At 68.6% G+C, this 13,920-nt stretch carries 17 protein-coding genes; all 17 read left to right on the top strand.

Features of this window, described 5'->3' with window-relative positions:
• The first annotated feature begins 2 nt into the window (after positions 1-2).
• The gene (locus ACF1BH_RS04240) at positions 3-1,109 is read left to right on the top strand and encodes a hypothetical protein (RefSeq protein ID WP_391640836.1); all 1,107 of its coding nucleotides are present in this window, start codon (positions 3-5) and stop codon (positions 1,107-1,109) included.
• The gene (locus tag ACF1BH_RS04235) at positions 1,110-1,544 is read left to right on the top strand and encodes a hypothetical protein (RefSeq protein ID WP_391640835.1); all 435 of its coding nucleotides are present in this window, start codon (positions 1,110-1,112) and stop codon (positions 1,542-1,544) included.
• A 151-nt stretch (positions 1,545-1,695) separates the two neighbouring features.
• A complete protein-coding gene (locus ACF1BH_RS04230) occupies positions 1,696-2,631 on the top strand; it encodes an N-acetylmuramoyl-L-alanine amidase (protein ID WP_391640834.1) in 936 nt (311 codons plus the stop codon).
• A gap of 31 nt (positions 2,632-2,662) precedes the next feature.
• Positions 2,663-2,908: a hypothetical protein gene (locus ACF1BH_RS04225; protein WP_391640833.1), complete on the top strand. Its 246-nt coding sequence runs from the start codon at positions 2,663-2,665 to the stop codon at positions 2,906-2,908.
• Positions 2,909-3,078: 170 nt separating this feature from the next.
• Positions 3,079-3,636 carry a hypothetical protein gene (locus ACF1BH_RS04220; RefSeq protein ID WP_391640832.1) on the top strand — a complete coding sequence of 186 codons (558 nt, stop codon included), beginning with the start codon at positions 3,079-3,081 and terminating at the stop codon, positions 3,634-3,636.
• A 220-nt stretch (positions 3,637-3,856) separates the two neighbouring features.
• The gene (locus ACF1BH_RS04215; RefSeq protein WP_391640831.1) at positions 3,857-4,207 is read left to right on the top strand and encodes a hypothetical protein; all 351 of its coding nucleotides are present in this window, start codon (positions 3,857-3,859) and stop codon (positions 4,205-4,207) included.
• A 20-nt stretch (positions 4,208-4,227) separates the two neighbouring features.
• Positions 4,228-5,160, top strand: a complete 933-nt coding sequence (locus ACF1BH_RS04210; RefSeq protein ID WP_391640830.1) for a recombinase RecT — start codon at positions 4,228-4,230, stop codon at positions 5,158-5,160.
• A 54-nt stretch (positions 5,161-5,214) separates the two neighbouring features.
• Entirely contained in the window at positions 5,215-6,345 is a 1,131-nt protein-coding gene (locus ACF1BH_RS04205; RefSeq protein WP_391640829.1) for a hypothetical protein, read from the top strand.
• An 81-nt stretch (positions 6,346-6,426) separates the two neighbouring features.
• A complete protein-coding gene (locus ACF1BH_RS04200) occupies positions 6,427-7,338 on the top strand; it encodes a helix-turn-helix domain-containing protein (RefSeq protein WP_391640828.1) in 912 nt (303 codons plus the stop codon).
• A 70-nt stretch (positions 7,339-7,408) separates the two neighbouring features.
• A complete protein-coding gene (locus tag ACF1BH_RS04195) occupies positions 7,409-7,681 on the top strand; it encodes a hypothetical protein (protein ID WP_391640827.1) in 273 nt (90 codons plus the stop codon).
• Positions 7,682-7,770: 89 nt separating this feature from the next.
• A complete protein-coding gene (locus ACF1BH_RS04190; RefSeq protein ID WP_391640826.1) occupies positions 7,771-8,385 on the top strand; it encodes a hypothetical protein in 615 nt (204 codons plus the stop codon).
• A 173-nt stretch (positions 8,386-8,558) separates the two neighbouring features.
• Complete coding sequence (locus tag ACF1BH_RS04185) at positions 8,559-10,049, top strand: DNA cytosine methyltransferase (protein WP_391640825.1); 1,491 nt, start codon at positions 8,559-8,561, stop codon at positions 10,047-10,049.
• A gap of 21 nt (positions 10,050-10,070) precedes the next feature.
• Entirely contained in the window at positions 10,071-10,460 is a 390-nt protein-coding gene (locus tag ACF1BH_RS04180) for a hypothetical protein (protein WP_391640824.1), read from the top strand.
• 17 nt (positions 10,461-10,477) lie between these two features.
• Positions 10,478-11,341 carry a phiSA1p31-related protein gene (locus ACF1BH_RS04175; RefSeq protein ID WP_391640823.1) on the top strand — a complete coding sequence of 288 codons (864 nt, stop codon included), beginning with the start codon at positions 10,478-10,480 and terminating at the stop codon, positions 11,339-11,341.
• 60 nt (positions 11,342-11,401) lie between these two features.
• Positions 11,402-11,995, top strand: coding sequence for a hypothetical protein (locus ACF1BH_RS04170; protein WP_391640822.1), 594 nt, complete (start codon positions 11,402-11,404; stop codon positions 11,993-11,995).
• On the top strand, positions 11,992-12,609 hold the full coding sequence (locus ACF1BH_RS04165) for a hypothetical protein (RefSeq protein WP_391640821.1): 618 nt from the start codon (positions 11,992-11,994) through the stop codon (positions 12,607-12,609). The genes ACF1BH_RS04170 and ACF1BH_RS04165 overlap by 4 nt, the downstream gene beginning before the upstream one ends.
• A gap of 292 nt (positions 12,610-12,901) precedes the next feature.
• The gene (locus ACF1BH_RS04160; RefSeq protein ID WP_391640820.1) at positions 12,902-13,840 is read left to right on the top strand and encodes a hypothetical protein; all 939 of its coding nucleotides are present in this window, start codon (positions 12,902-12,904) and stop codon (positions 13,838-13,840) included.
• Positions 13,841-13,920 lie beyond the last annotated feature (80 nt).

Genomic DNA, 13,920 nt, shown 5'->3' with positions numbered 1-13,920 from the left:
CGATGGCCGACTACCGTTACATCGTCGCGCGGGCCTCGACCGGCGATGTCCTGCACTGGAACCTCCCGCTCGGCGAAGTCGAGTACGGCCCGGAGATAGCCGGGCCCGGCTCGCTGAAGGCGACCTTGCCGACCTCGTTCCGCCGCTCGCTGAGCGACACGCTCGACGCGGGCGACACCGTGCTCCTGGTCGAGCGCGACGCCCGCCTGGACTGGGGCGGGGTCCTGTGGCGCGCCGAACCGGAGGGCAACACGCTGCCCGTGGAAGCCTCCGGCTTCACCAGCTACCTCCACAAACGCTTCGACCTGCACGGCAACCTCGACGGCCGCGGCCCATACATCGAAGCCGACCCGTGCCAGGTGATCCGCGACGTATGGGCGTACGCCCAGGAGCAGCCGGACGGCGACCTCGGCGTGGTCGTGGACGACACCAAGTCGAAGGCGAAGACCGGGACTGCGAAGGACCCGTACACCACGACCAGGACCGATCCGCGCAATCTCGGCGAGATGGTGGACGAGATGGCCGAGATCGATGACGGCCTGGAGTGGTCGGAGACGGTGGCCTGGCGCGGGCGCCGCGCCGAGCGGCGCATTCTCCTCGGCGCCCCGCGCCTCGGGCGGCGGCGGGAGGACCTGACGTTCACCACCGGCGCGAACGTCGTCGGCACGCCGCACGTCATCAAGGACGCCGACGCCTACGCCCAGTGGGTGATCGGGCTCGGCGCGGGCGAGGGCAAGAAGCGCAAGGTCGTCGTGGACGGCGAGCGCAACGGGCGTCTTCGCCTGGAGCACGTCCTGGAGACCAGCGAGAAGGACGAGGCGAAGCTGAAGCAGCGGGCCCGCCGCGAGCGGCTGGCCCGCCAGGTCCTGCCCTCGCTGACCGAGCTGGAGATCACCGACCACCCGGCGGCCCCGATCCACGCGCTGCGCGTCGGGGACGACGTACGCATCCGCCTGTTCGAGCCACACACCGAGTTCGACGGCTGGTGCCGGATCGTCGGGTGGACCGTCCGGCCGGGCGAGGGCGAGACCGCCGAGCGCGTGACGCTGAAGCTGGAGCGTACGAACAAGCCCGAGGACGGGGCGGGCGAAGAGGGAACGGAGCAGTAGATGCCGGACACGATCGCCCTCCTCGGCCGCCGCATGGCCAAGCTGGAGCGGCGGGTCACCGCGCTGGAGCGCGCCCGCCGCGCCCCGTACCCGGAGTGGAGGGATCTCCCGCTCACCGGGGACACCTCCGTCCCGGACGAGGAGCAGCCGCCGCAGTTCCGGGCGAACCTGTGGGACACGACGGAGTTCTGCGGCCGAGTCGGGCTCGAAGGCGGCCGGGCCACCGACGAACAGCTCGTCGCTCTGCTGCCCGAGGGGTACTGGCCCGAGGCCCCGCGCACGGTCGACGTCGCCTCCGATGCGCGGCGCGCGCTCCGGCTCGACATCGACCCGAAGGGGATGGTGCGGCTACGGCTCCAGGGCGGCGGCAGCGTCCGCGCGACCTGGATCAGCCTCGACAGCGCGTCGATCCGTACCGATCGCGACGATGCCTGACCGAGCGGCGCACCGGCTGCGGCTCGGCGCGCCGCCGATAGCATGACGACCTGGGTGACCCTCCACCCGCTTCGCACTCCCGAGGGACCGGACCGCTTCGGCGGCCATGGCCGACTGCCATCCGGCGCAGGGGAGAAGATGGACGAAGCGCGTGGCTACACCGCTGGTCGCGGACAGGTTCCTGTCCGCGCTGAAGGGCGCCGGGCTCGGCGTGGTCGAGCACGGGACGTGGCGCACCCACAACCGCAACACGCACGGCAACTGGGGCCCCGTGAATGGGGTCATGATCCACCACACCGGCCCGTACAGCTCCGAGAAGGACATGGTGGAGCTGTGCCGCACCGGCTACCAGGATCTTCCGGGCCCGCTCTGCCACGGGGTGATCGACCGTGCCGGCACCGTGCACCTGGTCGGCTACGGCCGCACGAACCACGCCGGCATGGGCGACACGGACGTCCTGCTCGCGGTCATCGCGGAGAAGACGACCCTCCCGCGCGACAACAAGGCAGATATGGACGGGAATCGCCACTTCTACGGCTTCGAATGCATCAACGCCGGAAACCAGCCATGGCCGACGGCCCAACTCGACGCGATGGCGCGGGCGGCGGCGACGATCTGCCACGTGCACGGCTGGAACGAGAATTCGGTGATCGGCCACAAGGAGTGGCAGCCAGGCAAGCCGGACCCGGGCGGCATCGACATGGATGGCTTCCGCGCCCGCGTTGCCCGGCACCTCAAGGACGGCGGCAGGCCGGGGCCCGCCCCGAGGCCGCACCCCAAGCCCAATCCGGATCCGAAGCCGGCCCCCAAACCCAAGCCGAAGCCGAACCAGGAGCATGACCCCATGCCGCAGGCTCTCGCAGACGTTGCCGAGCGCACCCTTGCCACCTACGTCCAGTCGCTGCTGGGGCTGATGGCCGCCTCCAGCACCACAGACATGGTCTCCCTGTCGGCGTGGCAGGCTGCCGCGGTCTCCGCGATACCTGCCGCGCTCAGTGCGTTGAAGTCCACTGCGGGTACCGCCTTGGGCAGACCTGGCACGGCGTCGTGGCTGCCATCGAAGCGCGACCCGACCACCCCCAACTGACCGACTCGTGAAGAGAGGAGAGGGGGAAGCCGTGCCGGAGGGAGAGGTCGCCCTCGCCCTGGCAGAGCTCCGGTCTGCACTGGAGGTGGGTCTTGCCCGCATCGATGGGCAGCTCGCGCTGCTCGTGCAGCGCAGCGATCAGACCGACAAGGCATTGGAGGAGTTGGAGGAACGGGTGAGCGCGCTAGAGACGACGCGGTGGCCATTGCCGACCGTCGCTGTCCTCGCCAGCATCACCGCTGTCGCGCTCACCGTCCTCAGCCTGGCGCGCGGATGAGGGGAAAGGTCGCGATCGAGGCGTGAACGCACACGGCCCCCGCCGAAGCGGGGGCCGTTTGGTCCTCTTGGAAAGACCGCCGTCACCATAGCAGTGACCGCCGCGGGGCGGAGCGCCGATGCGGCTACCCTTCCGTTGGCGCGAGCGCGGCGACAGCGGAGGACGGGGCGATGCAGAAGCCGTACCTGGTGGGGCACCAGGAGTTTGCCGCGCTATACGGCGTGAAGCCGCAGATGGTCGCGAAGTGGCTGACCAGAGGGGTGCTGGATTCGGCCACGGCTATCGTGATCTCGGGTGTGCGGTACTGGCCCCTGGGTTTCGCGGCGCGCTACGGCGCGACCACCCCGCGGCCCAAGCCGGTCGACGTGCAAGCGAAGGAACGGCTCATCGCTCAGCAGGGCGAGGGCTGGGAGGCAGACCTCGGTGAGGAGCTGCCACCGATCGTGGGCCAGCGTGAAATCGTTCAGCTCTTCCGCCTGCCGGCGCAGGGCAACCTGTCGACAGCGATCGCCGCGGGTCGATTTGTCGATAGCGACTGGAAGCTCTCCGGGTCACAGCTGTGGCTGCTGGACACGGTGATCGAGGCGGGGGCGGCGCTGCGCAAGAGCGCCCATACCGTGCCGTGGGAGGTGGACGAGGCTGTGGCCGCCGCGCTGCGCGAGGGCACCTATGGCGGCCCTGGATCGCGAGTCCTCACGCGAGGGCCTTACGCGCGAACAGTCCTCTGACCTGCGGAGATTCTGTACATAGAGCACTAGTGCACATAAGATATATGCATAGCCCTTCAGGGGTGACCTGGTCGCGGACGGAGACGTTCATGTGGTTCGCGTCAGGCGATTGCGGTCCGGTTGCCGGTGAAGTCGCCGCTGAATCAGTGGGGTTGATCTGCTGGTTCCCGCCTCTCAAGATGGGTTACGTTATTTAAAACGGCTCGTGAGAGGTGGGGTTATGGCGGCCATCCAGGACGAAATTCCCGGCCTGGTGATCCACGCCGTCCGCCAGCCGGACGGCCGCCAAGCGGTCTCCATCCAGGCCCAGTTCGAAGAGTTCCATCAGCTCAACCCCTGGGTCCTGACGGCCCTGGAGCAACTGGCCGCCGACTACCTCAAGCGGGGTGCCGCCCGGGTCGGCATCGGGATGCTCTTCGAGGTCCTGCGCTGGCAGTACGCCACCTCCACCGCCACCGACGACGAGTTCCGCCTCAACAACAACTTCCGCTCCCGGTACGTCCGGCTGCTCATCGAGCGCCACCCGGAGTGGACAGCAGCGTTCGAAGTCCGGGCGCTGCGCACCGATTGACACCTCTTGGAGACCAACGCATGACCCACAACACGCACACCGAGAACGACCCGCCACAAGCAGCGGACATTGCCCCCCGCCGAGGTGCCGGAGATGAGGCGCTGGCCGGAGTGAACTCCGCCATCGTCCTCCGCGTCGACCAACGCGAGTTCGACCCGTGGCAGTTGGGGGCACTCGCCCTCATCAGCCCCGGCTTGACCGACGCCCCCCGAGCCCAGCTGGCGGTCTTCTTCCACCACTGCGTACGCAGCGGCCTCGACCCGTTCGCGCGGCAGATCTACATGATCGGCCGCACCAACTGGAAGGCGGAGCAGGACCCCGACGAGCCCGGGAAGATCTGGACCATCCAGACGGGCATCGACGGCTTCCGGACCGTGGCCCACCGCGCCGCTGCCGCAACCGACGAATCGATCGGCTACGAGGACACCGTCTACTACGACACCGAGGGCAACGCCCACGAGGTGTGGCTCGGGCAGGGGCGCCTGGCGGCGGTGAAGGTCACCGTCCTGCGCGGCACCTCCCGCTTCCCGTTCGTCGCCCGCTGGGACGAGTTCGCCCCCACCTATTTCGATAAGAAGCAGGGCACATACGTCATAGCGAAGATGTGGCGGCAAATGCCCGCCCACATGCTCCGCAAATGCGCCGAAGCCGGGTCCCTGCGCATGGCCGCGCCGCTGGACCTGTCGGGGCTGTACGTGGACGAGGAGATGGAGCAGGCCGATGCCGAGGCCGTAGCCGGCGTCGCCAAGGACGCCGTTGACCGGCTGCGGGTCGCCGCGGGCCTGGAGGCCAGCGCAAACGGCGAACCGGAAGGCGCGGCGGCTGCACCCGCGGCCCCGAAGGGCGCCGCCGAAGGTGCCCCGGCCCCGGAGCCCGTCGACGGCGAGCAGCCGTCGAGGAAGAAACCTTCCGCCGCCGCGAAGTCGCAGGCCGCCAAGGCCCGCACCTCCTGACCCGCCCGTAGGGGTGCCGCCCAACCCGGGCGGCACCCTGCCCTTGGAGACCTCATGACCATCACCGAACAACCCGTCAGCCTGTGGCCCGCAGCCCACGCGGCCGACGCCCGTCGCGCCCGCTCCCAACAGACGAAACTCGGAGCGAGCGACACCGTGTGCGCACGGCGCGCCGGATACCTCCTCCACGGCCACACCCCCACCGACGGGGGCGAAATGCGCAAAGCCATCCTGGGGACCTGGCTCCACGCAGGCATCCTCGCCGCCGCCCGCGAGGAATACGGCTGGATCATCGAACGCCGCGTCGAGGACGACACGATCCGCGGACACATCGACGCCGTACAGCTCGACAGCGCCACCGCCCGGCGACTGCCCGCCAGGCTGCGTCCGACCCTCCCGGCCGAGGAGACGACCGTGGAGGACGTGAAGACCAAGTCGACCTACCAGTGGGACAACGTGCTCCGACACGGCGCCAGCGAAGCCGAGATACGCCAGGTCGTGCTCTACGCAAGCCTCCTGGCAACCGAAGGGTTCGCCGACATCGACGGCCAACGTCAGCTCGCCCGCATCGGCGAAGTACCCGTCGGCCGCATCCGGTTCCGCTTCATCAACCGCGACAACGGCGACGACCACATCCAGGAGATGGCCTTCACCTCCAAACGGGCCCGCGGCGCCCGCTGGTGGGTGACCACCATCCTCGACGCCCGGACGCCAGAGGACCTGCCGCGCTCCTTCCCCGGCCCTGGCCTGTCCGCCGTATGCGACAACTGCCCCTTTAAAACGGCGTGTTGGGGGCCAGCCTTTGCCGGCCGTCGCCCTCAAAGCATTCTCGTCCACGACGACGCTGAGCGCGCTGAAGTGCTGGCTGAGTACGTCGAGGTTACCGAGAAGATGAAGCCGCTCAATGACCGGCAAAAGCAACTGCGGGCGATGCTCGACGGCTCTGAGCCGGGGGTCTACGGCGACAACGCGCTGTCGTGGACCGGGGGCAACCCGACGAAGGTCACGGACGTCGATGCGATGGTCGCGCTCTACGAACAGGCCGGGCTGACCGTGCCGATGGCGCCGGACATTGCGGCGATGGGCGCCCAGCTGAAGGCCGCGAAGATCCCCCTGCCCGTCCGCCTGGACCACGACCGGCGCACATCTGTCGGCATCAACGTCGCCCCACGAAAAACCCGTTGACGCTCCCGTGGGCGGTGGCGGGCCTGCGACGCCCGCCACCATCCCGGCGCGGCGCAACCCGGACGAGCACGGAGGGATGCGGTGAGCATCCAGTTGATGGTGGTGGCGGCCTACCTGGAGGGGGTCAACAAGACGCAAAAGCTCGTGCTGATGAAGATCGCGGACTCCGCCGACGACCAGACACGCCTGGCCCGACCCGGCCTGGAGCGCATGATGGCGTGGGCGGGCGTGGGGGAGAAATCCGTCATCACGGTGGTGACCGAACTGGTCGGCCTGCGGCTGGTGGAGCGCGTCACCATCGGCCGCGCGGGGCGGCGAGCGGAATACCGCGTCTTCCCTGACGGCGTCCCGCCGATCCCCTCGACCGAAGAACTGATCGAGCGGCGGCTCGCGGCGCAGTCTGCCCCGAAGAACCCGCGCCTGGCTCGCAAGGGCGGAGGGCGCAGGAAGCCGTCTGCGCCCGCCCGGACCGACAAGGACGTCGCGGCAGTAAAAGATGCTGGTCAGCAAGGGTTTCCACAGGGCAACCCACGCACGAGAAGAAGGAGGGTTCCCGTGGGGGAACCCGACAGGTTTCCCCGCGCAAACCCCGTGGGTTCCCCCGGGGAAACCCCTTCTCTTCCTTCTTCTTCCTCTCCCCTTCCTAACCCCCCTACCCCCGTGGACGGGACGCAGAAGGCGCCGACTGGCGGCCCCGCCGAGCCGCCGCACTCGAGGTGCCCTAGGCACCCCGTGCAGCCCGCGCGATCGTGCCGCGGCTGTGGCACAAACCCGAGGGCGGGCCGGGAAGAGGCAGAGCGCCACGCCCGGTCGCAGGAGCATGCCGACGAACAGGAGCGCCTGCGTGCCTTCGTCGAAGACCAGGCCCAGCGCATGGCGCAGCGCGACTCCGTGGCCGTAGGGGAAGCCCGGCAGCAGGCCCGGGAATTGGCCCGGAAGGGCCGCGAAATGAATCAGCGCAAGAGGAGAGCGGAAGGGAATTCAAACAATTGACGCGGGTGAATAGGTAGCTAGGGTTTATTGAGTAAACCCAAAAACGTCGAAACTATCCCTTGGAGGGGAAATGGAAAGCGATTCTCCGGAAGGTCGGTACGTAATCCATGCAGGCGTTGTTGACGGCCCTCATGCCGCATCAATCGTCATGGGGCCGTACTGCTCGCCCGTATGCGCAGCGGGCGACGTGAACCGGCTGGTCGCCATGCTCGCGTATGTCGAGGAAGGCAGCGGGGTGGTGACCGGGAAAGGCGGCCGCCTCGAAGGGGTGGTCACCACGAAGGGTGGCCGCGTGTGGGAGGTGAAGCTCTTCGCCGATGGCGAGTCGATAGACGGCGACTGAGAAAACAAGCACCTAAAAGTAGGTGCCGGATTTGAAGATTTAGCCAGACACATTGCGTGCCTGGTTGCACAGCACCTCTTGGAGACCGCATGACCCTCGCACCACTGCCCGATTCCGGCCGCAACGACTCCCCACGGTGGCGGACGTACCTGCACGCCTACCGGCACGTCATCGCCCCGCTGCGTCACAACGGCTGGACCACAGATCTCGACATCACCGACGACGACGCCTTCATCCGCTGCGACCTCGGCACCGGCACCGAGCTGATCATCACCAGCACCCCCGAGCTGCCTGCCAACCCGCAGGTCGTTGCGGGCTGGTCAGTGATGCGCCAGCCCCGCGGCAGCCGCACTCACTACACCTGCATCTACGACTCCACCCCCGGTGGCGCACACGCAGACAACGAAGCAGACCTGCTGCCACTGTTCGAGCACATCGACGCGCTCGACGTCCCCAAGCCTGGCCATCGGCTGACCACCTCCGCCGCCTACACCTCGCCGACCGGCGCCCACCACCTGCTGGCCGCCGACAGCGAGACACCGGCAATGGCCGTCAGCCGCTTCTACGCCTGGTCGAAACGACTGACCGGTGACGAGGGCTACCGCGGCCTTTGGGAACGCCCTGAGACCGACGGATACCCGATGGCGGTCTTCGAGCGCCTGGGCCACGTCACCACCGTCCGCGTCACCCGCAGCAGTGACTGACAGGCCGGGCCTGTGATCGCCCTGCTGATCACAGGACTCCTCACCCTCGGCGCATTCACCGCCCTCGGGATCGAGGACACCCGCCACCACCGCGCCACAAGCGCAACAGAAAACCCCTGACCACGGCCGCCCGGCCCACCGGGCCGGGCGGCCCCTCTTGGAGACCAAAGACCGTGCCCCGATCCATACATCTGCTCTGCGGAGCAGGCGGAGACGCCACCGGCCTGCTCGAAGCCGGATTCGACCCCATCCTCGGCATCAACCACTGGCAAACCGCCATCGACACCTTCGCACTCAACCACCCCCGCGCGTCGGCACGCTGCGCCGACATCCAGAACTACCCCATGCGCTGGCTCCCCAAGGCCCTCGTGCTGTGGGCCTCGGTGATCTGCACCGAGATCAGCCCCGCCGGCGGCAAGAAACGCCCCAACGCCGCACAGGACGCCCTGTTCGAGGAAGAGGAACAGTGGCGCGAACTTCCCCCCGAAGCCTTCGAGATGACCCGGGTGACAGCCTGGTGCGTTCTGCGCGCCGCCGAGGCCAAACGATTCCCCTGCGTGGTCGTCGAGAACGTCACGGAGTTCGTCACCGACTGGATCTTGTTCCCTGAGTGGATCCGCGCGATGAAGAAGCTCGGCTACCGAGTCCAGACCGTCTCCGTCTCCTCTGCGCACATCGGCTCGGAGACCAACCCCTACGCGCCGCAGTGGCGCGACCGCATCTACCTAGTCTTCACTCTCACCGGCATCCGCCGCCCCGACCTCGCGCCGCGCCCCCTGGCCTACTGCCCCGAGTGCGGGCAGGACGTCAACGCGCGGCAGAGCTGGCGCAACTCGAAGGTCAAGGTTGGCAAGTACCAGCAGCAGTACGACTACAGGTGCCCTCACGCCCGCTGCGGTCGCCCCGTGGTCGAGCCCTACGTCCGGCCCGCCTCGGACGTGATCATGTGGGACAACGTCGGCCAGCGCATCGGGGATCGCGTCAAGCCCCTGGCGCCCAACACCATGAAGCGGATCGCAGCCGGGCTGGAGAAGTTCCCCCACGAACCCAGCGTGGTCACGCTCACCCACGGCAAAGAAGCCACCGCCCGCGCCTTCGCCCCGCACACCCGGCCGCTCCCCACCCGTACAGCCAAGCTCGGCGAAGCCCTCTTGGTGCCGGTCGGTGGTTCGTGGAACGACACCGCCTCCCCGGCCGCCCAGCCGATGCGCACGCGCACCACTCGCGAGAGCGAAGCCCTCGTCACCGTGGACCCGTTCATCGTGGAATTCCGCAACAACTGCGACGCCGCGCCGATCGACGCACCCCTCAGCACCATCGCGACCGCTCGGCATCACGGCCTGATCGTGCCCGACGGCGACGTGCGCACCAGGGCGCGCAACACGCTGGTCATCCCGTACCGCAAGGCGGCACCGAAGACCGCGGGCATGCCGCTGCACAGCCTTTCCACCCGAGACTCGGCGGCCGTCGTGCGCAGCGCGATCGACATCAACGACTGCTACTTCCGGATGCTCGCCCCCAGGGAACAGCTGTCGGCACAGCGGTTCCCCGAGACGTACGACGTCGTCGGCTCCAAAGCCGCGCAGACGCAGCAGGCCGGTAACGCCGTGTCGGTGAACGTCGCCCGCTGGATCGGCGAACGCCTCAAGCCCGTCCTGGCCTGACCTAGCCCTACCGGAGACATCATGAGCGGAGCCTGGTGGGCGCGGGCCCCCTGCGCAGGAGACGTCCGGTTCGCGCCCGCGCTGCCTGCGCCAGCGCGCGACCCGACCATGCTTGCCCTGCTGGAGGCGTGCGGCACCTGCCAGTGGCGGGCCCAGTGCATCGCACGCGTACGCCCGCGGCGCAGCCGCTTCGACGGGATATGCGGCGGACGCCTGTGGCGCGACGGCAAAATCCTCGCCTCCTGCGAGGACGCCACCACCACCGAACTGGCCGAGGGCGCCGCACCGATCGCTCATGGCACCGAGGCCGGAGCCCGTACCCACCGCCGCCGCGGGCAGCGGCCCTGCGCCGCCTGCCTGGAGGCACAGCGAGTGGCCCAGATGCTCCGACGCGACAAGAAGCCCACATAACTACTGGAAGGAGACCCATGTTCACGATCGATGCCCGCGCCCTTGAGGACCTGCTCGATCGCGTCGGCCCTCACTGCCTGATCGGGCAGGAGGAGAACACGCTCACGCTGGAGTGCTCCCGCACCTGGTTGCACGCAGTCGTCAGTACCCCCGCGACCCTCGTCGTGGCCCGCACCCCAGTCGAGGGAGGGCAGTGGGCGGCGCCCCTCGCAGCCCAGGACATCGCCGTGCTGCGCGGGTGGTTGGAGACATGCGAGAACGTGTGCGTGGACTACACCACGCAGAGGCCCGCGGTCTGCTTCACCGAGGGCGCAGCCCAGATGACGGCCCCCGTAGCCCCTTACGCGAGCGTCCCGCACTGGCGCAGCCGGCTGCGTGCTGGAGTCCACCGCGATACCGCGGCGACGAACCCATCGGCCTCGATCCGGCTGAGCGCCCAGGACCTCGACCTGTGGCGGCAGGCCGGTGACGACGTAGAGCTGACGCCGACAGGCCGCGACGGGTTCATCGTGACCGCAGGCCCCGATTTCATCGGCCTGCAAACAGGGCAGCCCGACCGACATGGCAGGGACGACCTGGAGGGGTGGACCCGACCTCTGAGACCACTGCGTCGCTTCTTCTACCAAGGGCTCGCCTATGAAGTGGGAGCCGACTACGTGGACCGGTGGGGGACGGTATGGCGGATCACGCAGCGCCCGCCCGCCGGTGAGGAGCCCTACGTCGCGCTGGCGGGACCGTCCGGGGCCTGCGTGCCGATGTCCGCGGTGTTGAAAGACGGCGGCCCGCTGGTGCCTCTCTCAACACAACTCGTCGCAGGCCGCACCCCCCTGCCCGAAACCAGCAACTCAATCCGCAAGGCCGCCAGGACCCACCGCCCCTAACGACCACGAACAGCACGCCGCCCCGACACACGCCGCGGCGGCCCGCCGGAGGAACACCCCATGAAGCCCTACTCGCTCGGGCAAGAGATAGAAGCCACCGCCCAGTGGCTCGACCAACACTCCGCCCCCGGAGCCGCAACAGTCCTGCGCCGCGTCGCCGCGCAACGCACACACGCCCGCGAACAACTCACCGCGGCCCGCGCCCGCACACACCGCTACCGCCAGGCTTGGTACTCCGCACGCCGGCGCGCCCGCAGGCACACCACCGAACTCGAACTGCTCACCCGTCAGGTCAACGACCAGCAAGCGCAACTCCACGCCCAGCGCACAGCCGTCGCCCACCCCGGAACAGACCTCGTACGGGAAAACGCCGTCCTGCGCGTCGAAATCGCCCGCTGCCAGGCCCTCGCCGAAAGAACGGGCTGGATGGACGGCAGTACACCGCGCACCCTGTGGCGCTGGCGCCACGGCTGGTGGGAACTCGCCTTCCGCAAACGGAACGCCAAGGACGGATACCCCGACACCGGCTGGTACCTCTGGGGCCCCACCGCCGGTGAGCCCGACGGCGAATGGGCGGGCCGTATGAAGGGCGAAGCCAAGGTGGGGGCCGACCGGCTCATCACCCACTACCTCACCTCGCAGGCGACAAGGTGACGAACAGCCACCCGGCCCGCACCGCCGACCAAACCCGCCCAGCACCCCGGGGGCCTCACCGCCCGCACGTCATCGGCCTGGACCTCTCCCTGACGTCCACCGGCATCGCCGGGACTGACTGGGCATGTGCCGCCCGCCCCGGCACCCGGCGCGGCCACGAGCGCATGACCTGGTTGCTGGCGACCATCGCCGGGTTCATGACGCAGGAACCGGACCTCGTTGTCGTGGAAGGGCCCGCCTACGCGCAGGGCAGGCAGGCAGGCCACCACGAACTCGGCGGCCTGTGGTGGCTGGCAACCCATGACCTGTGGCGCCGCGGCATCCCGTACGCCGTGGCCAACCCCCACCACCGCACCATCTACGCCACCGGCCGCGCCAACCCCGCCCAACACCTGCCGCGCGCAGAGCGGGCCCGCGCCGCCAAGGGCATGGTGCGCAACGCCGTCATCAGCCGATACGGCATCGACTGCGAAGGTCCCGGCCGGTACGACCAAGCCGACGCGGCCATCCTCGCCGCGATGGGCCTCGACTGGCTCGGCCACCCCACAGCGCCAGTACCAGAAACCCACCGGCGCGCCCTGGAAACCATGAACTGGCCCGACCCTGCCCCCTAATTTCGAAATGGGTGAACCCTTTATTTACCCCGGACGGGAAACTTGATTTCCGGGCAATTTCCACTAAGGTTTAATTAACGAATTCGCAAATCACTGAATTCGAAAAGCGGGGGAGTTGCGGAAATGGAAGTCATCCTCTGTTCGCGTGTGTGACCACATTGAGGGGGGCACGGCGAACACGGGAGCACCCAACGCCACGGCTACCGCCACTCAAACCCCGAAACGCACCACCCGCGCCCCCGGCCCCGGCCGGGGGCGCACCCATGCGCGAAAGCGTCCTCTTGGAGACCACATGAACATCACCGAAGAAATTCAGAACATCGCAAGCCAGATAGGAATCGACCCCGACGACGTCGCCCACGCCCTCGAAACCGCCCACAGCGCCTACGACCACCTCAACGGCACCCAGACGGACCCCGCCGAATTCCACGACCGCTTCGCCAACAACCGCAAGACGGCCGTCAGCGTCGCCATCATCGCCATGCGCAGCGCCAACCGCCGCGACGACGCGCAAATCCTCCTGGACACCCACAAAGCCAGCACCAGCGCCGTCCCCTACCAGCTTCCCATTCACACCGGCATCGGCGCTGTACCCCAGGACCACAACGCCCCCCACGTACAAGACGTCATCCGCATCCTCGCCGCCGCCGGCCTCCCGCCCATCCACACCGACGGCACAAACGAACTCCGCCCCGGATTCCAGGTACTGGCCTGCGACGAACTCCCCGGCTGGGTATTCATCGCCCCCGACCCCGACGCCGAGAACCGAACCGGCTTCGCCGGGGGAGAACTCGGCTACCTCGCCGTCATGCGCTGGGTCGGATGGAACGTCTACACCGAACGCCTCACCGGTGGCCTCTACGCCGTCGGCCACCCCGACCACAGCGACACCACCCACCTCAACAACCTCACCCGCCAGCCCTCAACCACCAGCATGACCCTGCCGGTAGACGAGATCACCCTCGCCAACTGGGCGACCCTCCTCGGCCTCACCACGGCCCAGACCACGAACGTCCTCAACCACATCGAACAGATCCTGCGCACCAGCTACGACATGCGCCCACCGTCCCTCCGCGACGCCACCTTCGAACAGCTCACCGCGGACATGACGCTCGACGAGGCCGCAGCCATGTTCCTCACCGTCGGCCTGCGCCAAGCCGGCCACCACCGAGCCGCACACAGCGTCGAGTCCCGCCTCTTCACCCCCGCCAGCGCCCCGCCCGCCAACTAACCCACACCGCCCACACCACCCACACCACCCACACCGCCCCGGTCGCGCACCGCGCACCGGGGCGGCCCCATGCGCGCCCG

The sequence above is a fragment of the Streptomyces sp. NPDC014733 genome, assembly GCF_043083385.1.
In the GTDB taxonomy this organism is placed as follows: domain Bacteria; phylum Actinomycetota; class Actinomycetes; order Streptomycetales; family Streptomycetaceae; genus Streptomyces.
This window is presented reverse-complemented; position numbering and strand designations above follow the sequence as displayed.